Annotated in this window: 20 protein-coding genes; 11 read left to right on the forward strand and 9 right to left on the reverse strand. The window is 70.0% G+C overall.

Features of this window, described 5'->3' with window-relative positions; translation table 11 throughout:
* Positions 1 to 20 precede the first annotated feature (20 nt).
* Positions 21 to 926: a trypsin-like serine protease gene (locus AB0G35_RS15610; protein WP_360948781.1), complete on the reverse strand. Its 906-nt coding sequence runs from the start codon at positions 924 to 926 to the stop codon at positions 21 to 23.
* 223 nt (positions 927 to 1,149) lie between these two features.
* On the opposite strand from AB0G35_RS15610, the gene AB0G35_RS15615 reads away from it, so the two are divergent.
* A complete protein-coding gene (locus AB0G35_RS15615; protein WP_360948783.1) occupies positions 1,150 to 2,070 on the forward strand; it encodes an aminoglycoside phosphotransferase family protein in 921 nt (306 codons plus the stop codon).
* A gap of 673 nt (positions 2,071 to 2,743) precedes the next feature.
* Complete coding sequence (locus AB0G35_RS15620) at positions 2,744 to 3,205, forward strand: hypothetical protein (RefSeq protein WP_360948785.1); 462 nt, start codon at positions 2,744 to 2,746, stop codon at positions 3,203 to 3,205.
* Between the two features lie 223 nt (positions 3,206 to 3,428).
* Here AB0G35_RS15620 and AB0G35_RS15625 read toward each other — a convergent pair whose 3' ends face one another.
* Positions 3,429 to 3,959, reverse strand: a complete 531-nt coding sequence (locus AB0G35_RS15625; RefSeq protein WP_360948947.1) for a pyridoxamine 5'-phosphate oxidase family protein — start codon at positions 3,957 to 3,959, stop codon at positions 3,429 to 3,431.
* 390 nt (positions 3,960 to 4,349) lie between these two features.
* The gene (locus AB0G35_RS15630) at positions 4,350 to 5,750 is read right to left on the reverse strand and encodes a globin domain-containing protein (protein WP_360948787.1); all 1,401 of its coding nucleotides are present in this window, start codon (positions 5,748 to 5,750) and stop codon (positions 4,350 to 4,352) included.
* Between the two features lie 169 nt (positions 5,751 to 5,919).
* Here AB0G35_RS15630 and AB0G35_RS15635 point away from each other — a divergent pair, with 169 nt between their 5' ends.
* The gene (locus tag AB0G35_RS15635) at positions 5,920 to 6,681 is read left to right on the forward strand and encodes a response regulator transcription factor (protein WP_360948789.1); all 762 of its coding nucleotides are present in this window, start codon (positions 5,920 to 5,922) and stop codon (positions 6,679 to 6,681) included.
* 328 nt (positions 6,682 to 7,009) lie between these two features.
* Positions 7,010 to 7,534, forward strand: coding sequence for a hypothetical protein (locus AB0G35_RS15640; RefSeq protein ID WP_360948791.1), 525 nt, complete (start codon positions 7,010 to 7,012; stop codon positions 7,532 to 7,534).
* 43 nt (positions 7,535 to 7,577) lie between these two features.
* Here AB0G35_RS15640 and AB0G35_RS15645 read toward each other — a convergent pair whose 3' ends face one another.
* Together AB0G35_RS15645 and AB0G35_RS15650 are read right to left on the reverse strand one after the other, a co-directional pair.
* The gene (locus AB0G35_RS15645; RefSeq protein ID WP_360948949.1) at positions 7,578 to 9,326 is read right to left on the reverse strand and encodes a GAF domain-containing sensor histidine kinase; all 1,749 of its coding nucleotides are present in this window, start codon (positions 9,324 to 9,326) and stop codon (positions 7,578 to 7,580) included.
* An 878-nt stretch (positions 9,327 to 10,204) separates the two neighbouring features.
* On the reverse strand, positions 10,205 to 10,555 hold the full coding sequence (locus AB0G35_RS15650; protein WP_360948793.1) for a hypothetical protein: 351 nt from the start codon (positions 10,553 to 10,555) through the stop codon (positions 10,205 to 10,207).
* A gap of 513 nt (positions 10,556 to 11,068) precedes the next feature.
* Here AB0G35_RS15650 and AB0G35_RS15655 point away from each other — a divergent pair.
* On the forward strand, positions 11,069 to 11,617 hold the full coding sequence (locus AB0G35_RS15655; protein ID WP_360948795.1) for a hypothetical protein: 549 nt from the start codon (positions 11,069 to 11,071) through the stop codon (positions 11,615 to 11,617).
* Positions 11,618 to 11,810: 193 nt separating this feature from the next.
* Complete coding sequence (locus tag AB0G35_RS15660) at positions 11,811 to 12,701, forward strand: hypothetical protein (protein ID WP_360948797.1); 891 nt, start codon at positions 11,811 to 11,813, stop codon at positions 12,699 to 12,701.
* Positions 12,702 to 12,893: 192 nt separating this feature from the next.
* On the opposite strand, the gene AB0G35_RS15665 is transcribed toward AB0G35_RS15660, so the two are convergent.
* The 4 genes from AB0G35_RS15665 to AB0G35_RS15680 form a co-directional block, all read right to left on the reverse strand.
* The gene (locus tag AB0G35_RS15665) at positions 12,894 to 14,000 is read right to left on the reverse strand and encodes an endonuclease/exonuclease/phosphatase family protein (RefSeq protein ID WP_360948799.1); all 1,107 of its coding nucleotides are present in this window, start codon (positions 13,998 to 14,000) and stop codon (positions 12,894 to 12,896) included.
* Positions 13,997 to 15,877 (reverse strand): peroxidase family protein, encoded by a 1,881-nt coding sequence (locus AB0G35_RS15670; RefSeq protein ID WP_360948801.1) that lies wholly within the window; start codon positions 15,875 to 15,877, stop codon positions 13,997 to 13,999. The genes AB0G35_RS15665 and AB0G35_RS15670 overlap by 4 nt, the downstream gene beginning before the upstream one ends.
* A gap of 180 nt (positions 15,878 to 16,057) precedes the next feature.
* Positions 16,058 to 16,453 (reverse strand): hypothetical protein, encoded by a 396-nt coding sequence (locus tag AB0G35_RS15675; protein WP_360948803.1) that lies wholly within the window; start codon positions 16,451 to 16,453, stop codon positions 16,058 to 16,060.
* Between the two features lie 212 nt (positions 16,454 to 16,665).
* Positions 16,666 to 17,748, reverse strand: coding sequence for a LacI family DNA-binding transcriptional regulator (locus AB0G35_RS15680; protein ID WP_360948805.1), 1,083 nt, complete (start codon positions 17,746 to 17,748; stop codon positions 16,666 to 16,668).
* Between the two features lie 343 nt (positions 17,749 to 18,091).
* Here AB0G35_RS15680 and ugpC point away from each other — a divergent pair, with 343 nt between their 5' ends.
* From ugpC to AB0G35_RS15705, 5 genes are read left to right on the forward strand one after another with little or no spacing between them, the layout of a single operon-like run.
* The gene (gene ugpC, locus AB0G35_RS15685) at positions 18,092 to 19,228 is read left to right on the forward strand and encodes a sn-glycerol-3-phosphate ABC transporter ATP-binding protein UgpC (RefSeq protein WP_360948807.1); all 1,137 of its coding nucleotides are present in this window, start codon (positions 18,092 to 18,094) and stop codon (positions 19,226 to 19,228) included.
* A 37-nt stretch (positions 19,229 to 19,265) separates the two neighbouring features.
* Complete coding sequence (locus AB0G35_RS15690; protein WP_360948809.1) at positions 19,266 to 20,570, forward strand: ABC transporter substrate-binding protein; 1,305 nt, start codon at positions 19,266 to 19,268, stop codon at positions 20,568 to 20,570.
* 10 nt (positions 20,571 to 20,580) lie between these two features.
* Positions 20,581 to 21,591: a sugar ABC transporter permease gene (locus tag AB0G35_RS15695; protein WP_360948811.1), complete on the forward strand. Its 1,011-nt coding sequence runs from the start codon at positions 20,581 to 20,583 to the stop codon at positions 21,589 to 21,591.
* Complete coding sequence (locus AB0G35_RS15700) at positions 21,588 to 22,424, forward strand: carbohydrate ABC transporter permease (RefSeq protein WP_360948813.1); 837 nt, start codon at positions 21,588 to 21,590, stop codon at positions 22,422 to 22,424. The genes AB0G35_RS15695 and AB0G35_RS15700 overlap by 4 nt, the downstream gene beginning before the upstream one ends.
* Positions 22,425 to 22,476: 52 nt before the next feature.
* Positions 22,477 to 24,120: a glycoside hydrolase family 13 protein gene (locus AB0G35_RS15705; protein WP_360948815.1), complete on the forward strand. Its 1,644-nt coding sequence runs from the start codon at positions 22,477 to 22,479 to the stop codon at positions 24,118 to 24,120.
* Positions 24,121 to 24,282 lie beyond the last annotated feature (162 nt).

The following is a 24,282-nucleotide window of genomic DNA, read 5'->3' on the forward strand; positions in this document are numbered from 1 at the left end:
TCCGGCGTCGATTTCCCCTCTCAGCCCAACTCGCCTATGAGCGCCGGGACATCGGCGAAGCCGGCGTCGGACGGCTGTCCGCAGACCTTGCCTGCCGTCTCACCCGCGAAGCTGAACACTCCGGCCAGTTCCGGGCCGCGCCGTCCCCGGACGACCAGTGGGCTGCCGCTGTCCCCGAAGCACATGGTGGTGCGGCCGGCGGGCACATCGCGGGCGCAGAAGACCGACGCCTCGTCCACGACGGCCGGTGTCTGGGCGGCGCACTGCGCATGGGTGCGGACGGTGAGATCGCCTCGGCGCAGCACATCACCGCGCATCTCCTGGCCCGGCCGGGACGGGTCCGGTGCCGCCGTGGTGCCGTGGCTGAAGATCGACACATGGGTGCCGGGGCGCGGCCGATGCGAGGCGATGCGGAGCGGCGTGACACCGCGTACCGGGGCGCTGAGGCGGATCTCCGCCATGTCGGAGGCCGCCGACGACAGTGCGGGGTTGTGCGGATCGGCCGGGGAGGGCAGCAGCTTGTAGCGCGGGTGCAGGGTGACCCCGCGGATAGTGCGCACGGTGCCGGGATCCCGCGACAGGACGGACGAGCCGATGTGCACCTCCGCCCGCCGGGAGTCCTGGCCGTCGAGGCAGTGCGCGGCGGTGAGCACCCGGTCCGGGGCGATGAGTGCCCCGCCGCACGAGGCACGGTCCAGCAACGGGGCGTCGCCCTTCACCGCGAGCGTCGCCAGCCACGGTGCCGCTCCTTTCTGCGGCAGCTGAGTGCCGCCCGACATGGCCTGCGCCGTACCGGCCGTGCTCATGACCGCCGCCACGCCGACCACCACCGCGCCGAGCACCCTCCCGGTACGCGCCCGATGGCGACGACCTGCCCTCGGTCGTCGGCCCACCGCACCCACCGCACCCGTCAGTTCGCCGCTCATCTCGCTCCCGTACCTCTCGCATGCCGGATGGATCAGTTCTCCACGAACGAACGTAGCGGCGGCGGTTGGCGTGATCGTCACACCACGGTTGGGGATCAGCCGTCATCCTGCGGGTTGACCCGACCCTGACGTCTCTCCGGGGCGGCCGGGCCCGTCGCTCCCTCGAATGCAGCAGCGTCAGGCGTCACACGCGGTGGTCACCACCCCACTACCGTTGCTTCGCATGACCCTTACCGAGATCGAGATCACCGCGGAGTTGGTCCGGGAGCTGCTGCTCGACCAGCACCCCGACCTGGCCGATCGCCCTCTGCGGCTCGCTGCGCGTGGCTGGGACAACCAGCTGTGGCGGCTCGGCGACGACCTCGCCGTCCGGTTGCCGTGGGCGACGCAGAGGGCGGACGCTCTGCTGCTCAAGGAGCATGCATGGCTGCCCGCCCTCTCGCCGGCCCTTCCTTTACCCGTTCCCGTCCCGCAGCGTCTCGGGCATCCCACCGAGCGTTTCCCGCGCTCCTGGATCGTCACCACCTGGGTGCCGGGTGAGCCGGCCGACCGCGCCCCCGCCACGAACGCCGCGGCGGCGGCCGACGCGCTCGCCGCCTTCCTTACCGCCCTGCACCGACCGGCCCCCGCCTCGGCGCCCGTAGGTGGTTATGGCCGAGGGGGGCCGCTGGCCGACCAGGACGGGCAGTTCAACGAGCAGCTGGCCTCCGCAATCGAGCTGGGGCTGATCACCGATCCCGACACCGTCCGCGCGGTCTGGGAGGACGCCGTCACCGCGCCCGGCTGGACAGGCCCCGCACTGTGGCTCCACGGTGACCTGCATCCCGCCAACATCCTTACCGCGGACGGCACCTTCTGCGGCGTGATCGACTTCGGCGATCTCTGCGCAGGCGATCCGGCCTGCGACCTCGCCGCTCCTTGGACACTCCTGCCGGACGGCGCCACCGACCGCTTCCACGACGTCTACCGGCCGGCTCCGGATGCCGCGACCCTGCGACGCGCCCGCGGCTGGGCGGTGTTGCGCGCCCTGGGCGGCATCCTCATCGGAGAGGCCGGTATCCATGGTCGCCCCGGAGGTAAGCCAACCTGGGGTCCACCCGCACACGCGGCACTGAAACGCCTTGTCGCAACGGCGCGCCGCTGACCACGCCTCACCCTTTGGTGACGGGCATGCAGCACTTCCTGGTCTCCTGGCCGCCCCGGCCCATCGGTTGGGACCCAATTAACGCCTTTCTTTAGCAAGTACTTCCCGTGTTAGAAACGACTGCACTCGAACGACTGCACTCGTTCGACAGTCGTTCGGCGAGGCGGCGGCGTGCAACGTCACGGCAGGGGGGAATTCCACGATGGGTAGCTCAGCGAGGGGCACAGGCGGCCACCGTCGCCACTCCGATGGTGCGGGTCGCATTCGGTGTCGATAGGTGCCGACTGGTATGCGGCAGGTATCGACACTGGCCGCGCGCGGCCGGGTGGATCGGCTTTTCCCCCGTGGCTGCTTGCAGGCAGTACGGCCACCCTTCGGTACGAGGATGAACGGCACCTTCCCGCGGTGAGCACAGCGGTCACTGGCTACACCTGCTCCGTCTCCCCGTACCACACGCCGAATGCCCCCGGAATATCCGGCGTAGCCGGCTGTCTGCCTGACCTTGCCGCGCTCCGCAATGAGTTCCACCAGCGGCGCGCAACGGCCGGCACCACAGGCCGAGAAAGCCCGCTGGACGGAACAGGACCGATCAGGGGCCCACGTGCCGCTATCACTCCGGATCGGTTGATCACCACTCTGTACCACTCCATATAACTCTGGAAAGGAAAGCGCAGTGAAATCCAGCCGCATTTTCACGTCGGGAGCCGCCGTTCTGGCTTCCGCCACTGCCCTCCTGGCCCTCGGGCAGACCACCGCGACGGCAGCCGGTGTCCGGTCGGCGGGGGCGGCCGTGCCGTGGAAGGCCACGTACGGTACGGCCACGGCATCCGGCACCAGGTCGCTGGAGGCCAAGGACGGCTCCCCGTTCTCCAAGATCGTCATCAAGGGCGACTTCAAGAACACCGGTGGGGACTGCTATTCGGTGTGGACCCAGTGGAGCCGTGACCTGGTGCCCGGGCCGCCGGTCAAGCGGGCGACCCTGTGCGGCAAGGGCAGTAAGGCGGTGGACTTGAGTCTGGACAACTACCTCCCCACCACCACGGGTTCGGTCTTCATATGCCGCGGTGACAAGGACACCAAGGACTGTGGCGAGCACGAGGACCTGACCAGCTGGCCTGTCAACCACGCTGGCTGATCGTCCAGTTGACCGGTCCAGTCTCCTGAGCGGTCCGGCGTGAAAGGTGGCCCAGGCCGGAAAGGAAGCTGGCGGAATCGCCTGTCCGGGCGACGTCCGGGCAATGTCCAGGCGACGTCCGGGCAATGGCCGGGCGATGTCCAGGCGACGTCCAGGCAATGTGCAGCCAGATGTCGGGACGGGGACGTTGTCCGGGCAGGCGAGCCGAACCCCGAAAGCAACCTCAGAGAACTTTGCCGGCCGGCGGTACGGCAGGGTCTCCGGCCGTCTCGGCATCGTCCGGATGCGTCCGCGGGGACAGTCGTAGCCCCGTGACCAAGTCCGGGCGGATCCGCAGCGCGTGGGACATCCGGTGGTCGGTCCAGGGGTGCAGCAACGCCTGGTAGTGGGCGAGGTCCTCGGGATCGGTCACAAGGTGGCAGTAGCCGGTCACCACCACGCTCCAGCCGCAGTGCGTGGCCGGATCGATGGCGTCGGCCTCGTAGGCGACGACCACCCCTTCGCCCTCCGCGTGCTCGGTCAAGCTGGTCAGCGCCGCGCCCTCGTGGGTGCGGATGATCACCTCGCCGTGGTGGAGGAGGTGGTTGACGGGGCGGATGGCCGGCAGGGCGTCCTGGGTGAAGACGATCCGGCCCAACGACACGCTGCCCAACAGACGGAGTGCCTCGGCACGGTCCAATCCCGTGCTGCGGCGGGACGCCTCCCGGTCGGCCCAGGTCACCAGCGCGGAGTCGCTGCCGATCCCCGCGGAAATGTCGTTCACGGCGTGCTCCCTCTCCTTTTGACCTTAACCATTGCTGAGGCTGACGCACTGAGCTGCTCGCCAGTAGAAGGCCCACGGCAGCAGCCCACCAGGGGCCGTTCGGCCCAATGTCCGGAAACCGCGCGACGCTCCGGGCCCGATCGGCATCACTCCCGCCGTTCCGGCCACCGACCCGTCCCCCCTCCGGTCACCCACCCGTCTCTCCCTCCGGCGACCCCCTCCCCCTCCGGTCACCGACCCGCCTCCCCCTCCGGTCACCGCCCCATCCCTCCTCCGGCCCCCCACCCGTCTCCCCCTCGGTCATCGGCGCGTCTCCCGCGCCGGTCACCGCCCTTGTGTCGCCCCCGTCACCGCCCGTCTGTCGCCCCCGTCACCGCACGTTCACCGCTGCGCTCTCGCCGCCTCCGTCCGGTACGCCACGCAGCTGCCTGCCGGTGGGGCCAGGGGGCCGTCCGGCACCGGGTCGTAGCGGAGGTGGTCGGCCGGCATACCGGCCGCGGTCAGCCGTGCCACGGTGGCGCCGACCATTGCCGCCGGACCGCTGACGAAGGCGAGGTGATGCGACCACTGCCCGTCCCGCGCCACCGCCTCGGCCAGCGGACCGTACCCGGCCGACGGGTCGTCGCTCCCCTGGACGACGTCCTCGTCCAGCACCCGAACCACCCGCAGTCGATCGTGACGGGCCGCCAACCGGTCCAGCGCCGCCTCGTCATACAGGTCGGGGCGGCTGCGGGCGCCGACGAAGAGGTGGACCCGGCCGGCCGGGCGCGGCGGAAGACCGTCGGTCCCGCGGCGTCGGCCCTCCCACTCCTCCAGCAGTGCCTTGATCGGTGCCCAGCCCGTGCCGCCCGCCACCATCAGCAGATCGCGGGAGCGGTCCTCGTCCTGGAGCGTCATCGTGCCGTGCGGCGGGCCCAGCCGCAGGATGTCGCCGACCCGGGTGCCGTTGACCAGCGCCTCGCTGACCCCGCCGGGGCCGGTCCGCCGGATATGGAACGTCACCTCGCCGTCGTGACCCGGCGCCGACGCGAGGGAGTAGTGTCGCCATGCCTGGGGCATCAGCGGGGACTCGATCGCCGCGAACTGACCGGCCCGGTACGGATACGGCTCGTGCAGCCGGACCCGCAGCACCGCGAGGTCCGGACGGCGCTGCTCGTGGGCGGTCACCGTGCCCCGCCAGCAAGGGGGTTCGGCGAGCGCGGCGTCCGCACCCTCGACCATCGACGTGACGGCGAACCGCAGCATCCGCACCCACGCCTCTTCCACCGCCTCGACCCAGCGCGGCCCGGCGGTGCGCCGCAGCGCCGCGCACAGCGCCGTCTCGAACGCCTCGAAGTGGACCGGACGCACCCCGAGCTTGCGGTGGTCGTGGCCGAGCTGCCGGAAGTAGGCGGCCACCTCGGCAGGACGGTGCAGATTCTCGATCAGGTACCAGAAGGCACGGGCCAGAGCCGCGCGCTGGAATTCCATGGACTCGGGGAACAGCGACCGCAGGTACGGCCACCGGGCGAACATCTCGTCGTAGAGGCGGGCGATCAGGTCGCCGAACGGTGTGACCAGGTCGAGGTACTGGGTGATCAGCCGTTGGTCCGCGGCGCCGTCATAGGAGGCGGCGGTTAAGTCCGGCACGGGCGCCCGGCCCTGACCGAGGATGTTCCGCCGCAGCCGCATGGCGTCGTGGCGGGCGAGCAGGGCGTGGTACTCGCCGCCGACGGTAGTCGCGGCGGACCGCCCGGACGGCGCGGACGAAACGGAACGCGAGGGCTGGCAGGACTGCTGCATGGGATCGACCTCCTGAACGGGGGCGCCAGTATCGCAACGCGGTGCCATGCCCGAAGGGCCCCGCTCCCCCAGGGCCGTTCGGCCCTTGCGCCGGCCGTCGCGCCCGACGAACCTCGTGGTCGGGACCCTTGTGGCCCGCCGATCCACGAGAACCACAGAGCGAGAGTGCATGAACCAGGAGACCGTTCACCCCGATCCCGCGGCGCCCGTCCCTGCCGCCCCGGAGACGCCGCTGCGCGTCTTCATCCTCGACGACCACGAGGTGGTCCGCCGCGGGGTGCGGGACCTCTTGGAGGCGGAGGAGGACATCGTGGTCGTCGGGGAGGCCGGGGACGCCCGGCAGGCCCTGGCCCGGGTGCCGGCGGTCCGGCCGCAAGTGGCCGTCCTCGACGTCCGGCTGGGCGGCACCGACGGGCCGGACAGCGACCACGAAGGGATCGAGGTCTGCCGGGAGTTACGGGCCCGTGTGCCGGAGCTCGCCTGTCTGATGCTGACGTCCTTCGACGACGACGAGGCGCTGTTCGACGCCATCATGGCCGGGGCGGCCGGCTATGTGCTCAAGCAGATCGACGGCCCTGCGCTGGTGCACGCGGTCCGCACCGTTGCTGCGGGGCAGTCGATGCTGGATCCGCGCACCGCAACGCGGGTCATGGAGCGTTTGCGCAACCGGGGCCGGGGCCAGGCGGCCGAGGCGGAGGCCGGGGCGGAGGCGGAGTCGGCGTCATCCGAACTCGCCCGGCTCTCGCCGCGCGAACGGGAGGTGTTGGACCTGATCGCGGAGGGGATGACCAACCGACAGATCGCTGACCGGCTGTTCCTTTCGGAGAAGACGGTCAAGAACCGGGTGTCCGCGATCCTGTCCAAGCTGGGGGTGGGCCGCCGGGTCCAGGCAGCGATGGTCGCCGAACGACTGAGGGGCTCACGGCCGTAAGGGGGGCGCCGCCCCTCCCAGTGGCTGCGCGCGACCGGCATGCGTCTCGGGGCAGCTGGCCCCGGTTCAGTGGGGCCCGGCCAGTTGGCACGGGCCAGTTGGGCATGGGCCAGTTGGGCACGGGTCAGTTGGGCACGGGTCGCCAGCAGCGACCAGTTGGGCACGGGTCAGGCGCCCCCCGGCCAAGTTGGTCGCGGTCCAGTTGGTCGCGGTCCAGTTGGTCCGGGCCGTTGGTCCGGCCAGTTGGTCCAGGCCAGTTGGCCAGGCGGGTGCGCGTGCCAGCATGATCGGGCCGCAAGCCACCGCCCACACCGAAGGAGGCCCCGACATGGCCGCTCCCTGGGACGCCATAGTGACCACGGGCATCGGCGCCGCCGCCACCATCCTCGGCATCCTGATCGGCGGAGTCGTCGGCCGCCGCAACCAGAATCAGCAATGGCTACGAGACACCCAGGCAGCGGCCTACGCGGCCTACCTTCGTGAGTTCACCGCGATCGAGATCGAACTGCGCGAGGCATATCTCGACCACCGCCCCAACACCGCCGACTGGGCCCCGTTCAACGCGGCACTGACCTCGCTCAGTCTGGTCGCCGCACCGGATGTCGCCCACGCCGCCGGTGACTTGACGGATGCCGTGGGACGCTTCGCCCTCATGGTCGCCGACCAGGGCCCGCGGGACCGCGACGGGCTCCGGCAGATCATGTCCGACCTCGCCTCCGGCCAGGTCGCCTTCGTCAACGCGGCCCGCCGCTCCCTCGACGCCTCACAGCATCCACTCAACCGTCAGCTGGGCGGCCCGCCACCCTGGCGCGAGGTCGAACCCTACGTGCCCGCGCCACACGCCGCGGACTGACAGCGAGCCGGCCAGGCACCGACGATCGGGATCCGGGGTCACATCAGTCGGGCAGCGGCACCCACCAGACGATGCGGGAGCCACCGCCCTCCGGTCGCTCGACGGCCAGCCGGCCGCCGTGCATCTCCGCTCGTGCCCGCAGGTTGGCCAGGCCCCCGGTGTGCGGTGCGTCCCCGACACCCACCCCGTCGTCCGTCACCGTCAGCGTCACCCTGTCCGCGGTCACCGACAGCGTCACCTCCAGGTGGCGTGCTCCGGCGTGGCGGGCGGCGTTGCTGAGGGCCTCGGCGGTCACGGCCAGGAGATGTCCGGTCAGGTCGTCGGGGACCGCAGCGTCCACCGGGCCGTCGATCCGCAGCGCCGGAGTGAAGCCGAGGGGGCCGGCCGCCCGCTGCACGGTCTCGGTCATGTCCCGGCGCAGACCACGGGCGTCCTTACCGTCCCCGGTGGTACGCAGCCCGAAGATGGTGGAACGGATGATTTTGATGGTGGTGTCCAGGTCGTTGACCGCGCGACCGACCCGTTGGGCGGCCTCCGGACGGTCGATCAGCCGGGTCGCACTCTGCAGGGTGATGCCGGTGGCGAACAGCCGCTGAATGGCGAGGTCGTGCAGGTCACGGGCGATCCGGTCACGGTCGTGGAGGACCGTCAGTTCCTCCGACTCGGCCCGGCGGCGGGCGAGTTCCAGGGCGATCACGGCTTGGTCGGCAAAGCCGGATATCAGCGTGACCTCGGCGTCGTCGAAGGCGGGCCGCCCGGCCAGGCGGCTCAGCCGCAGGGCACCGCGGCCGGTGTCCACCTGGAGTGGGACGGCGACCGTCGGCCCGTCCACCTCGGTGCGCTCTCCGTGCAGCGCGGCGCCCCTGAGCTCCTCGGCCTTGGACGGCTCCTCACCCATGGAGACCTCCTTCCCCATGGTCGCCTCACCCGTGGACGGGTTCCCGGCCGCGGCCCCGGTCCCGTTCCCGGCCCCGTTCCCGGAGGCGCCCGGGCCGAGCGGGTACGCCCGCGGGTCGGCCCGCAGGTCGGCGCTGACCACCGGCCGGCCGCTGCGCACGGCCATGCCGGGCAGGGAACCGTCGGCCGGCACGCGCAGCCCGAGGATCCGGCTCGCGCCCGTACCGCACGCCACCGCCACCGTCAGCTGGTCCGCTGACGCGGACGCCGGCAGCAGGACCGCCGCACAGTCCGCGCCGGCCACCTCCTGCGCGCGTTCCGCGATCAGTCGCAGCACCTCGTCCGCATCGGTTCCGGACAGCAGGCTGCGGGTGATCTCGCCCAGCGCCTCCAGCCACCGTTCGCGGCGGCGGCTCTCGTGGTACATGCGGGCGTTGTCGATGGCCACGCCCGCCGCGGTGGACAACGTGGTCAACACGGCCTCGTCGTCCTCGTCGAACGGGCCGCCGCCCCGCTTCTCGGTGAGGTAGAGGTTGCCGAACACCTCGTCGCGGACCCGGACAGGTACCCCGAGGAAGGTCCTCATCGGCGGATGGTTGGCCGGAAAGCCATAGCTGTGCGGATGCCTGGACAGGTCGCCGAGCCGCAGCGGCGCAGGGTTGCTGATCAGCTCCCCGAGGATGCCGCGTCCGCACGGCGTCCGGCCGATCAGCCCGATGAGCTCGTCGGACATCCCGACGGGCAGGAACTGCGACAGCTGCCCGTCCCCGACCACGCCGAGCGCCCCGTATTCCGCGTCGGTGAGGGCGACCGCCGCCTCCACGATGCCCCTGAGCACCTGCGGGAGTTCGAGCCCCCGCCCCAGGCTCATCACGGCGTCGAGCAGGCTGCGCATCCGGTCCGGCTCATGGAGCTGCGGCCCCTGCGGGCCGCTCGCGGCCGGTGCGTACTGCTGCGATTCGGACATGACCGTGCTGCTCCAAAGATCCCGTACGTCTGCTCGGCAGCGTACGTGATCACCACGGCAGCGCCGACGGACACCGGCGCCGACCGGCCATCCGGAAACGACTGCCACAGGGCCCGACCGTCCCGCCGCCGAGGGCCGGCTGCGGTGAGCAGGAGGGCCGATTGCGGTGCGGCGGGGGGCCGTTCGGCCCTGACGCCCGCAGCGGTGCACGGCTGATGATGGGGTTCTGCCGGGAAGGGCCGGTCTCCCCCGTGTCTATGGCTCTTCCCGGCACTGGCCGTTCCCGGGCCTGGTTCATGGCCAGGCCCACAGCCCGGTACCCGGCCGGCTCACTTTTCGGGTGGAGGTCGCGGCCCGGACGCTCGGGGCGGCCGGGGCGACGGCCAATCCCTCCATGTCTGGGACCTCGCGAGTGATGAGCCGCTCGGAGCGCCGGTGAGCGGTCGCACCCTGCGCATATCCACGAGGGGAACCGCCCGCATCGCCGGTCGCGCCCTCCTGGTGACCGGCAGCGACGACGGCACCAGCCGGGTAGGGGCCCTGGCGCGCGGCGAGCAACTCGGTCGCCCGCTCCCCGGGCCACCTGCAGAGCATCCCCCGAGCGGAGACCGCGACCCGGTGCCCGTGGCAGACGGTCTACGAGCGCCGTCGGCAGTGGTCGGCCGACGGGGCCCGGGGGCGTCTCGGGACTCAAGCAGGCCCGGGCGGTTGCCGCTCGTCACGACGAGCGCGGTCGCGTTGCCCTCGGCACCGCAACCGCAGCAGTCCTCGGTGTCTGGATCCGCAGACGATCGACCGGACAGCTCCTACGTGAAGTCGATGGCGGCCAGCGCCGGACCGGCGAACGCCAGCGCGTACTGGACCTGTACGGCAATGCGCCGTGCCGCGTGGCTCACCGCGTCGCCGGGCAGGCACAGCGCCCCCACTCCCACGACCGCGGACAGACCCATCGCCCCCTCGGCCAAACCCACCAGAGGCCCGCTTGCCCCGTCACCGCTGTATGCCTGATTGAGCACGATGATGAGGAACAGCCCGTAGGCAACGACGAGCAGCAGGAGGCCGAGCGCGGCGAACACGCGCAGTGCCGGCGTGGACGGTGCGAACGGGTCGGTCTCCGTTTCGGGGGCGTCAGTGGTACGCGGATCGGGTGCGGTCATGGCAGCCATCCTGGCCGGCCCGCACCACCCCGGCATGGGGGCTCATACTCAGGCGAAAGAGACCGGGTACTCAAGATCCCCACGCGCTCAAGGCGAAGGCGCAGCAACCCTTTCTTCCGCCGGCCGCTGTGGTTGCAGACCCGTTGCGTCGGGCAGATCCTCTGGGCGTACAACGAACACCACATCGATGAGCTGGCCGCCTATGTCGGCGCCGTGCTGCGGCAGCACACCGCTTCGCCGACGATGGCGATGCTCCCACGGCTTCCCGTGTGGATGAAGCGGGCCGACAATCGCCCCGAAGCCCTGGCCGGTCTGGAGAGGTTGCGGGCGCTCGTCGCACGTTCAGCACCGGATGAGCGCTCTGACGCCGCGCACCACAGGGACGATCGGCCGCGTGTCCACGGGAGCACGTTCTTTCGGGGCGGCCCCTACGAGTGAGCTGGACTTGGCCCGGCACGCAGCGGGGCCGGCGCGAGGGCCGTACTGTCAGTGCCCGGCGCTATGGTCCGGCACATGAACCGTCATCAGAAGCCGACGCTGCCCCGCATGGAGGCCGCCCCCGTCCTCCGGACCGACTTCACCGACCCGGCCGGCTGGGAGCGTCTGTTGCAGGCCCTGGAGACGCCCGTCACCTGCGACGAGGGCTCAGAGGACCCCAACTACTACGACACTGCCGCCTCGTACGTCACCCCAGTCAGTAAGGAAAAGTACCGGGGCCTCTCCCCCGACATGGTGCTTGCCGCCGCCCCGTACACCGGCCATGACCTGCCCTACGACCACCTCTATCTGGCCGACGCCCAGACATTCGCCTCTGCCGAACTTCCGCTGCTCGGCATCGACATCCATCTGGACGACGAGGACCATGAGCCGTGGCCGCGTGAAGAGCCGTTCCGGATACCGGCCCTCCATGTGGCCGGCGTCGAGATCAACGACAGCATCGCCAATCTGTTCTTCCGCGAGTATCACGACGTCAACTGGTCGGATTCCGAGGTATACGTCGCGAAGCCGGGGACGGCTGTGTACGAGGAGTGCGCGGGCCCAGGCGTTCTACGCCCGACATGACTGGTGGGCGGACGGTGAGCGTAGGCCCGGCCCACAGGCATCGATGACCTACGAATACGGCTTCGGATCAGCTGACAGCACCGCTCATCGCACTGCCCACTCGAAAGGGTCATAGCCTCACCACGTGCTTTGTGGCTGTTGGGGCGGTACGGTGACTTGCGATCACGCTCATCGCTGTGAGGTTAGGAAGCGTATGACTGACTCCGTTCGCATGACTGACTCGGTTCTCCTTCAGACCATCGACAACCTCAAAAGCACGCTGCCGGAACTTGAGGAGCAGGAAAGGCGGCTGCGGGAGCAGCTCGAAGGGGTGGTCCAACGCGTGCGGTCCACCCGCGAGGCCCTGGAGCACCTGCGCGTCCTGACCGGCACCGGTGCTCCTGCCGGCCAGTCCTCGGCCGCCCCCGCCGCACCAGATCCGGTGCCGGAGGAGCCCGGCGCAAGCGAGCCGGCAGGCGACGCCGGTCAGGACTCCCCTGGGCCCGACGCGGCTGCCGAGCCTGAGGCGCCGGCCGGTGAGCCGGGGCCGACGGTGTCTGCCGTCCCACAGCCGCGTACCGCTACGTCTTCGCGCGCCAAGTCCAGCACGACGACCTCCAGCCCCGCCAAGAAGCGCACCACCAAGAAGACGGCGGAGAAGACGGCCGCACAGAAGACGGTGGCAGAGAAGACGGTGGCAGAGAAGACGGCGGCACAGAAGGCGGCGTCAGAGAAGGCGGCGTCGGAGAAGACCGCGGCGCCGAAGACGGCCAAGAAGACGGCGAAGAAGGCGCCGGCGAAAAAGGCGACGGCGAAGGCGACCAAGAAGGCTGCTGCGTCCGCAGAGCCACAGGCGAAGAAGGCTGCTTCGAAGCGGGCCGCTACCGACCGGCCGGCTGACGAGCGTGCGAGCAAGCTCATCGACGCTGCGCTCGCCGTGCTCAGGGAGGCAAGCGCGCCGATGCGTGCGCGTGAGATCAACGCGGCCCTGGGACGGGAGGCCACACCGGGGCAGATCGAGTCTGTTCGCAACACCCTCGATCGTGTGGCGAAGCAGCAGAAGCTGGTGACCCGTCCCGGGCGGGGCACGTACGCGGCGGTCTGACGTCACGTCAGCCTTCAGCGCCCTCACGGGGGCAGTCCTACCGAGGCGTGCGAGTGCCTGGACCGCAGACAAGGTGATGCGGTCCAGGTCGCCCGTGCTCTTGCCGGCCTCGGCCAAGGGCAGGAGGCAAGCCGGCCCGAGCCGTCTTCGCCGTGACGAAGGAGGTGCCGCCTGCTGCGGGTCCCCGACCCCTCAGATGTCAAGGTCCGCGTACAGCGCACCGTGGTCGGAGGCCTCGGTCTCCTTCGACGTCACCGTCGGGAACGACTTGAAGGTGTGGGGGGCGAAGATTCCGCGGCGTTCCACGTCCACCGCCTGGACCTGGTCCCACAGTTCGGGCGAGAACATCAGGTAGTCGATCTTCTGCTTGAGGGACTGGCCGGTGCCGAAGGTGCCGGGTGCGCCCGCGTAACTGCTGTGCGACATCGCATCCTGCAAGCTCGTGGCCAGGAGTGACTGGAGCGGGTCGCTGTCCGGTGAGTCGTTGAGGTCTCCGGCGACCACGACGCGTGGGGAGCGCTTCAGCGCCGCCTCGTAGAGCTGGGTGACCCGCTCGGCCTGGGCCTTGCGCTTGTTGGCGGTGTCGGTGGGGTTACCGAACCCCTTGCTCTTGAAGTGGTTGCCCAGGATCCACAGCGTCTTGCCGTCCTTGAATTCGATCTCGAACTCCGGGCAGTCCCTGCTGAAGACAGGCCGGCCGTCGGGAGCGGAGTCGAACAGGTGCGACCGTATGGAGACGATGGGGAAACGGCTGAACAGCCCGACGTCGATTCCGCGGCTGTCGTTGCCGTCGATCAGCATGTTGAACGGATACCGCTTGTTTCCCATCAGATCTGCCAGCACCTGTTCGTTGAAGCGCTGGAGGGTGAGCCGGTCCTCGACCTCGACCGTGAGCAGCACATCGGGATCGACCTCGGCGATCACCCGTCCGGTGTTCTCGACGGTTTCCCGTTTGATGTCATCGCGGATGAGCTCGGCCCAGCCCACCCATGCCGCCCGGCCGTCGGCGACGATGTCGATGGCGCCGCCCTGCCTCACCACGAAGAGCTTGGCGCCGCCGCGGGTCTCGTTCACCAGGAACGGCCGGGTCTTCGACTGGGAGTCGGCGACATCGTATTTGTCGAGGATTTCGGCGATGGCCTGCTTGTCCTCGGACGAGTACGTGGGGTGATCGAGGAGAGCCACCAGTGTGGCGAAGTCCTCCAGGGTCGTGCGCCGTTCCGCTTCGTCGGCGAGGGCAAGGGCACGGGGCCGTTGGAAGAGGTTTTCGGTGTTGAACGTGGCGATGCGGAGGGTCATGACGCTGTTCCTCCCGTCCTTCCTCGGGTCGTGCCGTCCTGGGCGGTGTGCCACGGCACGAACGCGTTGTTCAGGCCTGCGAGTGCGGTGCGCAGCTCGGGGTGGTGGCGCAGCAGAACGGTGACCATGGAGTTGTCGTCGATCCAGGCCATACCGGCCTTGGAGTACACCTCGGGGGTGTAGTACTCGGTGAAGAAGCGGTCGCTGTTCAGCCGGCGGGAGGCCATCAGGATGAAGATGCGGAATGCCGTGTCGCTGAAGGCGAATCCCTTGGGGAGCTTCTCCGCGTACATCCCGACCGTCAGGTCGACCTTTTCGATGTCCCCGTAGAGCTGCTTGATCTCCTGCGCCCAGGCCGGGTTGTCGGTCAGCTCTTCGAAGCTCTCCGCGGGCTCCAACCCCAGCAGCCGGCGGAATGCGTTGTAGCGCGGGACGCCGAGTTCCCGGCTGCGCAGGATGTCGGTGGCGGCCAGGTCCTGCAGATGTCCGTCGGGGCGCTCGTATTCCTGGAGGAACTTCGGGAAGTTGTGCAGGGTCACCAGTCCGGGGTGGAGCGTTCCGAAGCTGTAGAGGAGATCGGCCATGGGTACGGTTTCGAGGACCTTCAGTGCCTCCGGGCCGGCGATCTCCCGGAATGTCCGCTCCCCCAGAGTGGCGTCGTCCGCGGCGGAGCGCAGATGCCATTCGTCCCGGATGAGGGGGTGCATGCGGTAGACGGCCACGAACTCCTCGGTGAGCGCGTACGGGACGCCGTAGTGGTCGGTCCGGGCGCCGGGGATGCCGCTGATCACCTCGCTGCCGCTGATCCGGCCGAAGAGTTGGTGGACCCGCTCGTCCGCGATGCCCCACCAGTTCGCCCGCAGTGCCTTGACGGTGGTGGGGTGGCTGATCACGGCGGGTGTCCACTCCACGGTGTGGATCTTGGCGAGCAGCGCGGCGTTGACGAGCCGCGCACGCTGGAACAGCTCCTCGTCACCCCATGACGGATAGGCGGCGTGCAGATGGTCGCAGATCGCGTTGTGCTCGTGGGAGAACAGGTTCTGCATCATGGCGAGGCCCAGCCAGAAGCCCGGAACGAGCGACGGGTCGGTGGCCGGATCCTGGGAAGCGGGGGACTTCCCGTTGTTCCAGAGGTGCAGTTTGCCCAATTCGCCGGTGCGCAGCCGGCGTTGCTCCTCCTCGCTGGACCCGTAGATCTGCGAGGCGTCCCACCAGTGGGAGTTGACATTGACGCGGGTGTCGGGCGTGCCGGCGGGGGCACCGGGGTCCCGGGTCGGGTCGTCGGGTGTCCGCATGATCCGCATCGGGCGCTCCGGCCACGGGTCGTCGTCGAGGAGCGGCACTTCCCAGGGGCGTTCGGTGGGGCTCGTACCGTGGCTGAACCAGTCGCGGATCATGAACTGGAGCCAGGCGGAGACCAGGGAGTTGACCGACTCGGCGGCGACCAGGTCGTGGCGGGTCAGGAGCGCCCGGCTGACCTCTCGGGGGTTCGGCCGGGACAGGATGGACTCGGCGGTGGCCGGAGCGATGCGGTCCAGCGGGATGTTGCGGCCGAAGCGGCTTCCCGCCATGCCCATGCGCGGCTCGCCGAGGTCGTTGTGGCTGCCGTCGGCGGTTCGGTTGACCCGGTGGCTCGGTGACGGTGGCGCCGGGTCGGGAGGGTTGACGGAAGGCAGTGCGCTGGTGTCGTGGAGGTTCTTCTGCCGGAGCCTGACGCGCAGCCCGAAGAGGGTCAACAGGCCTGGAACGACCGGGAGTTTGTCCCATCCGATGAACCGGTCGACGGCGGTGGAGATGCCGGTGACGATCCGCCACGGGAGGGTCGTACGGTATCCGGCGGGCTGCCGCCGGGAGGTGGTGCGTCGTTGCGTGCGCATCGATGCTCCTTGCTCGGTCCTGGTCGGGTGGGCTCGGGTCGCGTCTGGTCTCGGTCACGCGCCGCATCGCGGGGATCAGATCGCTCGGGTAGCTCGGTACGGCCACGGCGTAGCCGGGGACCGGCGGGAGGACCGAGGCATCGGCCCTCCGCTCGGCGGTGGGAGCACCAGGCCCCTGGGTCACTCCCGCTTCCTCTTCCCGGCGTTGTCGCCGGTGGCGGCCAGGAGCGTGTTGGTGGCCGAGATGAGCGTGATCAGGGCGGCGGTGCGCGGAGGCACCTGGCCGCGGATTCCGAGCATCGCGGCCGTCGCGGTGTCACTGCCGTGGATGAGGACGGCCTTGCGCAGGTCCTCATGCAGCCGGGCGCCGTCGTGGGTCAGCAGGTCGAGCCCGAGCAGCACCGTACGGATTCCGAAGAGCCGGAAGGCGTAGACGGCCGCCGGACCGGGCTCATGGTCCGGGTCGAGGCGCCGGATGAGCACGGAGGGCGTCAGCAGGCCGGTGGCTCCGTTGAAGAGCCGGATTCCGGCCAGTGCGTACACCGAGGCCGGACGGTGGGCCGGTCGCTTGGCCATGGTGGATCTCCCTGCGGGACGCCGTGGCTTCGACGACGGCCATGCACGAGAGCCTGCACGGAGCCACAGTCAGCATCCGGATACACACATCGAAGCGACAGCGGTATGCCCGTCGATGTGCCGTAGATGTGCCTTGATGCCAGGCTATGGGGACGGTGATGGGCGCGCATCTCGGAGGCCGGGCAAGGAAGTTGGTTCCGGATTGAACGACGTCAGGCAGCGCCGGGCCCGTCCGGAGGCATCTCCCGCTCCCCGTCATGCCCCGCGGGCGGTGGCATGAGCGGGGCCGTGCTCGCCCGGGGAATCAGGTGCGTGGGCAGGACGATGTGGCGTTCGCGGTCGGCGTCGGGGGTCTCGATGAGCGCACAGACGAGCTCGCCGGCTGCGCGGCCGATGTCCGCGGGTGACTGGGCGATCGTGGAGAGCCCCGCCCAGCGGGCGATGTCGTGGTCGTCGAAGCCGAGCACGGAGAGCCGCTCGGGTACGTCGAAGCCGCTGTTGCGCAGGGTCGACAGGACCGCGACGGCGAGCTCGTCCTGCTCGACGAAGAGTGCGGTCGGCGGGTGCTGCAGGCTGAGCAGCCGGCCGGCCGCCTCGACGACGGTGCGGTCCTGCCCCAGGACGGCGCCGACCACCAGCTCGTCGTCCAGGGGGATACCCGCCTCGGTGAGCGCCTGCCGGTAGCCGGTCAACCGCTCGTTGGAGCTGAAGGTGAAACCGCTGACGCCGATCGCCCGCAGGAAGGCGATCCGGCGGTGTCCGAGATTGAGCAGGTGCCGAGTGCCGGCGAGCGCCCCGGCCACATCGTCGACGTACACGCTCGCCCGGCCCTCGGCGTGCTGGCTGACGTATATGACCGGCATCTGCAGGTCGTCCAGGCGGGCGCTTTCCTCCTCGGTGAGGTCGAAGGAGAAGACCAGCAGCGCATCGGCGTTCCGGCGGGCGGGCAGGCGCTCGAAGAAGTCGGCCCGTGCGGCCATGTCGGGCACGTAGTAGACCACCAGCTCCAGGCCGGCCGCGCGCAGCACCGGCCCGAGACCCTCCAGTGCCGAGCCGACGAACCAGGACTTGAGTATCGGGACGAGCACGGCCACCACCCCGGTCTTGCCGGTGACCAGGCTGGCCGCCTGCCGTGAGATGGCGAAGTTCAGCTCCCGGGCCGCACGCTCGACCCGCTCCCGGACCTCGGCCGAGACGGAGGCGTAGCCGCGCAAGGTGCGCGAGACGGTGGAGGCGGAGACGCCGGCGCGTTCGGCGACATCGGCCATCGTGGGGTGCCGTTGAGCTGGTGACATGCACGGACCGTAGCACGGTGAGCACGAGCTCCCGGGCATTCATGACAGCGCTGTCACGCCTGCGGTCACCGGTGGATTTCAGGGGGTTTTCCCTTATAGAAGCTGCACGGTACAGCCGAATGACCAGCGCATTACCTGGGCGTAACGCATTGACTTCGCCTGGGTGCACTCCTAGCTTGAAAGCGCTGTCTCGGCGGTGTCACCGATTTTCCCCGGAGTGACCCTCCACATCTCATGACCTGCATGTTCATCCACTTGATGACGGAGACAGCGCAATCAGTAACGCTCTGCAGGCCTCTCCATGCCATCCGGCGGCCGCTGCCGGGAAGGGACGAGCTTCCGCATGACCACAGTGAGCTTCGAAAAGGTCACCCGGTGCTATCCGGGTGCCGACCGGCCCGCGGTCGACGCACTCCATCTGGACATCGCCGACGGCGAGTTCCTGGTCCTGGTCGGCCCTTCCGGGTGCGGCAAGTCCACCAGCCTGCGGATGCTCGCCGGTCTGGAGGACGTGGACGACGGCGTGATCCGCATCGGTGACCGGGACGTGACCCACCTGCCGCCCAAGGACCGCGACATCGCCATGGTGTTCCAGAACTACGCGCTCTACCCGCACATGAGCGTCGCCGACAACATGGGGTTCGCCCTGAAGGTCGCCGGTACGCCGAAGGACGAGATCCGCCGCCGGGTCCAGGAAGCGGCCAGGATCCTCGACCTGGAGGCGTACCTGCAGCGCAGGCCCAAGGCGCTGTCCGGCGGGCAGCGGCAGCGGGTCGCCATGGGGCGCGCGATCGTCCGGGAACCCCAGGTGTTCCTGATGGACGAGCCGCTGTCCAACCTGGACGCCAAGCTGCGCACCCAGACCCGTACCCAGATCGCCGCGCTCCAGCGCCGGCTGGGCGTCACCACCGTCTACGTCACGCACGACCAGATCGAGGCGATGACGATGGGCGACCGCGTCGCCGTGCTGAAGGACGGAGTGCTCCAGCAGTGCGCCGCCCCGCGCGTCCTCTACGACGAGCCGGCCAATGTGTTCGTGGCCTCCTTCATCGGGTCGCCGGCCATGAACCTGCGGGAGGCGCGGATAGCCGGCGACGGCGTCCTCCTCGGCGGCGGCCGGGTGCCGTTGCCCCGCAGCGTGCTCGCCGCGGTCGCCGCCGAGGGGGGCGACCGCGTCGTCGTGGGCTTCCGGCCCGAGGCGCTGGAAGCCTCCGCGCCGGGCGAGCCGGGCCTCGGCATGGCGGTGTCGATGGTGGAGGAGCTCGGCTCCGAGGCGTACGCCTACGGAACCCTCCAGGGGGACGGCGACGGCGGCAGGGGCAGCGGGAGCGTCACCGCCGGTACCGGAACCGGAGCCGTCGTCGCCCGGGCCGACCCGCGGACCCCGCCCCGGAAGGGCGAACGGATCACCCTGCGGCTCCGGGCCGACGGCACGTACTTCTTCTCGGCCACGACCGGCGAGCGGCTTCCCAGCGAGTGACCGGCCACCGCCCCGGTTCGCACCTCCAGGAGAGACAGTGAAGATCAGAACGACCAGAGCGCTGCAGGGCGCGGGCGCGGCCTTCGTGGGGCTCGCGGCCCTCGCCGCCTGCGGCGCGAACGGGACCGCCAAGGCAGGCGAGCGGCCCACGTTCGAGGGGCGCGGCCCCATCACCTACGTCGGCGGCAAGGACGCCTCCGGGTCCGTCCAGGCGGTGATCGACCGCTGGAACAAGCGGCACCCGCAGGAGAAGGTCACCTTCATCCAGCTGCCCACGGACCCCGACGCCCAGCGCCAGCAGATGATCCAGAACGCCCAGACGAAGTCCGATGCCTATACGGTACTGGCGCTCGACGCCGTGTGGACCTCGGAGTTCGCCGCGCACCGCTGGGTCGACCGGCTGCCCGAGGAGCGGTTTCCGCTGCGGCAGATGCTCAAGCCGATCGTCGAGACCGGAAAGTACCGCGGCGGTCTGTACGCGCTGCCGATGAGCTCGGACGGCGGCATGCTCTACTACCGCACCGACCTGCTCAAGAAGGCCGGGATCGCCCGACCGCCGGCCACCTGGGCGGAGATGAAGGCGGACTGCGCCAAGGTGAAGCGACTGCCCGAGGCGCGGGGGATGTCCTGTTACGCGGGCCAGTTCCAGAAGTACGAGGGCCTGACGGTCAACTTCGCCGAGGCCGTGAACTCCGCCGGCGGTGTCGTCACCGACGCCAAGGGCACCCCGCACGTGGACACCCCGCAGGCGAAGCGGGGCCTGGACTTCCTGGTCGACTCCTTCAAGGACGGCACGATCCCGAAGGACGCCGCCACCTACCAGGAGGAGGACGGCCGCCGCGACTTCCAGTCCGGGAAGCTGGTCTTCCTGCGCAACTGGCCCTACGCCTATCCCCTGATGGCGCAGAAGGACGGCTCCAGCAAGGTCGCCGGCCACTTCCGTGCCGCACCACTGCCCGGCCTCAACGGCCCCGGCGCCTCCAGTCTGGGCGGCCACAACCTGGCCCTGTCGGCCTCGGCGGAGAACAAGGCGACGGCGATCGACTTCATGAAGTTCTTCGCCAGCCAGGACGTCCAGCGGTTCACCCTGTCCCGCGCACCGGGCGCGCCGACCTACGACGCGCTGTACAAGGACCCGAAGCTGGTCAAGCAGTATCCGTACCTCCCCGTCCTCAAGCAGTCGATCCTGCACGCCGTACCGCGGCCCCGGGTCTTCCGGTACGGCGACGTCACGGCGGCGATCCAGCAGCAGGCGTACGCGGCCCTGACCGGCAGCACGAGCAGCGCACAGGCGCTGAAGGACCTTCAGCAGACCCTTCGGCAGCAGTCTGCGGGGGAGTGAGGAGCACACCATGGTGACAACGCAGAACCCGGCAGCGCCACCGGCGCTGTCCCTGCCGGCCAGAACCACGCGTCGCCGGCCCCGTGCCACCTCCGGTTCCGGCCGGCTCGCGGCCCTGCTGGTCTCCCCCACGCTGCTGGTGCTGGCGGTCGTGGTGCTCTACCCGACGATCGTGGCGCTCAAGGACTCGCTGTACGGCACTCCCGGCCTCAACCCGAAAACCGGCTTCGTCAACGAGACCGACCCGTTCGTCGGGCTGCAGAACTACGGCGCGATCTTCGGCGCGGCCGGCGCACGCTTCTGGAACGCCTTCTGGAACACCACGTTCCTGACCGTCACCACGGTCGCGCTGGAGACGGTCATCGGCATCGCCATGGCGCTGATCATGCACCGTGCGTTCCAGGGACGGGCCCTGGTGCGGGCCAGCATCCTGGTGCCGTGGGCCATCCCCACCGCGGTGAGCGGTCTGCTCTGGCGCTGGATCTTCAACAGCAACGGGGTGGCCAACGCCCTCACCGGGCAGCACATCCTGTGGACCACCGAGGGGTTCCACGCCAAGCTCGCGGTCATCATCGCCGACGTGTGGAAGACCGCGCCGTTCATCGGCCTGCTCGTCCTGGCGGGACTGCAGGTGATCGACAAAGAGGTCTACGAGGCCGCCAGGATCGACGGGGCGGGCGCGCTGCGCCAGTTCTGGAACATCACGCTGCCGCTGGTGAAGCCCGCGCTGCTGGTGGCCGTCCTGTTCCGGACGCTGGACGCGCTGCGGATGTTCGACCTGCCGTACATCCTCATCGGCGCGCAGAAGACGTCGGTGGAGACGCTGTCCATGCTCGCCCAGGACCAGGCGGCGAACGTGAGCTTCGGTCCCGCCGCGGCCTATGCCGTGATCCTCTTCGTCTATGTCTTCCTGATCGCGCTGGCCTTCGTCCGGCTGCTGGGCGCCGATGTCGTCGGTGACGACGGCCCGAGCCCCCTGCGTCGCCGGCGCCTGCGCCGACGCACGGAGGTGGCGGCATGAACACCCTCTCCCCCAAACTGCGCAAGGGACTGCTGTACGCGGGGGTCGCCGCGGTCGTCGCCTACTGCCTGGCGCCGTTCTACTGGATGCTGGTCTCCAGCCTGCGGCGGACCTCCGACATCTTCGCCAACTCGCCCTTCCCGAGCCGTCTTTCGTTCGAGAACTACCTCGCGGTCCTCGACCCGTCCGAGTCCTTCACCCGGGCGCTGCTCAACAGCGTCGTGGTGGCCGGCATCACCACCGCCGTGGCGCTGGTCCTGGCCACCTTCACCGCCTACGCGATGGCGCGGCTGGAGTTCCGGCTCAAGCGGCTGGTGCTGACCCTGATCATCGCCACCTCCATGTTCCCGGTGGTGTCGATCGTGGTCCCGCTGCTGAAGATGTTCGTCGACTTCGGCTGGATCAACAGCTACCAGGCGATGATCGTGCCCAGCATGTCCTTCACCCTGCCGCTCGCGGTGTGGAACCTGACCGCCTTCTTCCGGCAGATGCCGCAGGAGCTGGAGCACGCCGCCATGGTCGACGGCTGCACCCGCGGCCAGGCGTTCCGCAAGGTCATCATTCCGCTCGCCGCGCCGGGCATGTTCACCACCGCGATCATCACCTTCATCGCCGCCTGGAACGAATTCCTGATCGCGCTGTCGATGACGAACAAGCCGGAGATGCAGACGGCACCCGTGGCCATCTCCAAATTCTCCGGAGCGAGCCAGTTCGAGACCCCGTTCGGCAGCCAGATGGCCGCGGGCGTCCTGGTCACCATCCCGCTCGTGATCATGGTGCTGGTCTTCCAGCGCCGGATCGTCGCCGGCCTCACCGCCGGTGCGGCGAAGTAGTCCCACCCACCGCACACCGATGCCCCCAGCACCCCGAGGAGCACGCAGCAGCATGCCCAGCAACCCCGCACCGTGGTGGCGCAGCGCCGTCATCTACCAGGTCTACGTCCGCAGCTTCGCCGACGGCAACGGTGACGGAGTCGGTGACCTCGCCGGCATCCGCTCGCGGTTGCCGTACCTGAAGTCGCTCGGGATCGATGCCATCTGGATCAACCCCTGGTACAAGTCGCCGATGGCCGACCACGGTTACGACGTGGCCGACTACCGCGCGATCGATCCGCTCTTCGGCACCCTGGCCGACGCCGAGGCGCTGATCGAGGAAGCCCACCGGCACGGCATCCGCGTCATCCCCGACATCGTGCCCAACCACACCTCCGACCAGCACGTCTGGTTCCAGGCAGCGCTGGCCGCCGGGCCCGGCAGCCCGGAGCGGGAGCGCTACCACTTCCGCGACGGCCGCGGCCCGGACGGGGCCGAGCCGCCCAACAACTGGCGGTCCGTCTTCGGCGGCCCGGCCTGGACCCGGCTTCCCGACGGCCAGTGGTACCTGCACCTGTTCGCTCCCGAGCAGCCGGACCTCAACTGGCAACACCCCGACGTGCGCGCCGAGTTCGAGGACATCCTGCGGTTCTGGTTCCGCCGCGGCGTCGACGGCTTCCGCATCGACGTGGCACACGGCCTGGTCAAGGACCCGGAACTCCCCGACCTGCCGGCCCGGGATGCCGCGGACGCGCCGGCGCCCGGGGAGGAGACGGACCACCCGTACTGGAACCGCGACCAGGTCCACGCGATCTACCAGGCATGGCGCCGGGTCGCCGACGAGTTCCCCGGCGACCGGTCGTTCGTCGCCGAGGCCTGGGCCGACACACCCGAGCGGCTCGCCGCGTACGTGCGGCCGGACGCGCTGCACACCGCCTTCAACTTCGACTTCCTGATGACCAGTTGGGACGCCACCGCGCTGCGCGAGGTCATCGACCGCTCGCTGGGCACGCTCGGCGCCGTGGGCGCCCCCGCCACCTGGGTGCTCTCCAACCACGACGTGGTCCGCCACCCCAGCCGCTTCGGCCGCACGGTGGCGAAGAAGTGGGTCGCCAACGCCCCCTACCGGCCCGAAGGCCCGCTCGATCTGGAACTCGGCGTCCGGCGCGCCCGCGCGGCCGCGCTGCTGATGCTGTCCCTCCCGGGCGGCGCCTACGTCTACCAGGGTGAGGAGCTGGGCCTCGCGGAGGTCGAAGACCTGCCCGAGGACGTACTGCAGGACCCCATCTGGGAACGCTCCGGCCACACCGACCCCGGCCGCGACGGCTGCCGCGTCCCGATCCCGTGGTCCGGGCAGAGCGCCCCGTACGGCTTCAGCCCCGAGGGCACCACCGCCCGGCCGTGGCTGCCGCAGCCGGCGCACTGGAAGGACCTCAGCGTCGCGGCCCAGACCGACGACCCGGCGTCCATGCTGGAGCTGTACCGGCGCGCCCTGCACCTGCGGCGCGACCACCCCGCGCTCGGCGAGGGCGACCTGACCTGGCTCGACGCCCCGGCCGGGGTGCTCGCCTACCGCCGCGAGCCGGGCTTCTGCTGCCTCGTCAACCTCTCGTCGGAGCCGTACGAGCTGCCGGCGCACGAGGCGGTGCTGCTGGCCAGCGGTCTGGTCGAGGACGGCCGGCTCGCCCCGGACCAGGCGGTGTGGCTGGCGGTGTAGCGGCCTGACGCCGGCCCTCCGGCGGCACCCGCCCCTGCGGCGGGTGCCGCCTTCCTCGTCGTGCGCAGCGCCCAGCCTCGAACCCTTGTGCTTGTTTCTGTTCTATACAACACTCTCGACACACAGAACCGCGCACTACTGAACATGTTCGAGCCCTGGTCG

The sequence above is a fragment of the Streptomyces sp. NPDC021749 genome (assembly GCF_040640655.1).
Taxonomy (GTDB): domain Bacteria; phylum Actinomycetota; class Actinomycetes; order Streptomycetales; family Streptomycetaceae; genus Streptomyces.

What these genes read in the sequence shown, in the direction of transcription:
- AB0G35_RS15610 (WP_360948781.1), bottom strand. Translation starts at nt 926, where the DNA reads ATGAGCGGCGAACTGACGGGTGCGGTGGGTGCGGTGGGCCGACGACCG.
- AB0G35_RS15615 (WP_360948783.1), top strand. Translation starts at nt 1,150, where the DNA reads ATGACCCTTACCGAGATCGAGATCACCGCGGAGTTGGTCCGGGAGCTG.
- AB0G35_RS15630 (WP_360948787.1), bottom strand. Translation starts at nt 5,750, where the DNA reads ATGCAGCAGTCCTGCCAGCCCTCGCGTTCCGTTTCGTCCGCGCCGTCC.
- AB0G35_RS15635 (WP_360948789.1), top strand. Translation starts at nt 5,920, where the DNA reads ATGAACCAGGAGACCGTTCACCCCGATCCCGCGGCGCCCGTCCCTGCC.
- AB0G35_RS15640 (WP_360948791.1), top strand. Translation starts at nt 7,010, where the DNA reads ATGGCCGCTCCCTGGGACGCCATAGTGACCACGGGCATCGGCGCCGCC.
- AB0G35_RS15645 (WP_360948949.1), bottom strand. Translation starts at nt 9,326, where the DNA reads ATGCGCAGCCTGCTCGACGCCGTGATGAGCCTGGGGCGGGGGCTCGAA.
- AB0G35_RS15650 (WP_360948793.1), bottom strand. Translation starts at nt 10,555, where the DNA reads ATGACCGCACCCGATCCGCGTACCACTGACGCCCCCGAAACGGAGACC.
- AB0G35_RS15655 (WP_360948795.1), top strand. Translation starts at nt 11,069, where the DNA reads ATGAACCGTCATCAGAAGCCGACGCTGCCCCGCATGGAGGCCGCCCCC.
- AB0G35_RS15660 (WP_360948797.1), top strand. Translation starts at nt 11,811, where the DNA reads ATGACTGACTCCGTTCGCATGACTGACTCGGTTCTCCTTCAGACCATC.
- AB0G35_RS15665 (WP_360948799.1), bottom strand. Translation starts at nt 14,000, where the DNA reads ATGACCCTCCGCATCGCCACGTTCAACACCGAAAACCTCTTCCAACGG.
- AB0G35_RS15670 (WP_360948801.1), bottom strand. Translation starts at nt 15,877, where the DNA reads ATGCGCACGCAACGACGCACCACCTCCCGGCGGCAGCCCGCCGGATAC.
- AB0G35_RS15675 (WP_360948803.1), bottom strand. Translation starts at nt 16,453, where the DNA reads ATGGCCAAGCGACCGGCCCACCGTCCGGCCTCGGTGTACGCACTGGCC.
- AB0G35_RS15680 (WP_360948805.1), bottom strand. Translation starts at nt 17,748, where the DNA reads ATGTCACCAGCTCAACGGCACCCCACGATGGCCGATGTCGCCGAACGC.
- ugpC (WP_360948807.1), top strand. Translation starts at nt 18,092, where the DNA reads ATGACCACAGTGAGCTTCGAAAAGGTCACCCGGTGCTATCCGGGTGCC.
- AB0G35_RS15695 (WP_360948811.1), top strand. Translation starts at nt 20,581, where the DNA reads ATGGTGACAACGCAGAACCCGGCAGCGCCACCGGCGCTGTCCCTGCCG.
- AB0G35_RS15700 (WP_360948813.1), top strand. Translation starts at nt 21,588, where the DNA reads ATGAACACCCTCTCCCCCAAACTGCGCAAGGGACTGCTGTACGCGGGG.
- AB0G35_RS15705 (WP_360948815.1), top strand. Translation starts at nt 22,477, where the DNA reads ATGCCCAGCAACCCCGCACCGTGGTGGCGCAGCGCCGTCATCTACCAG.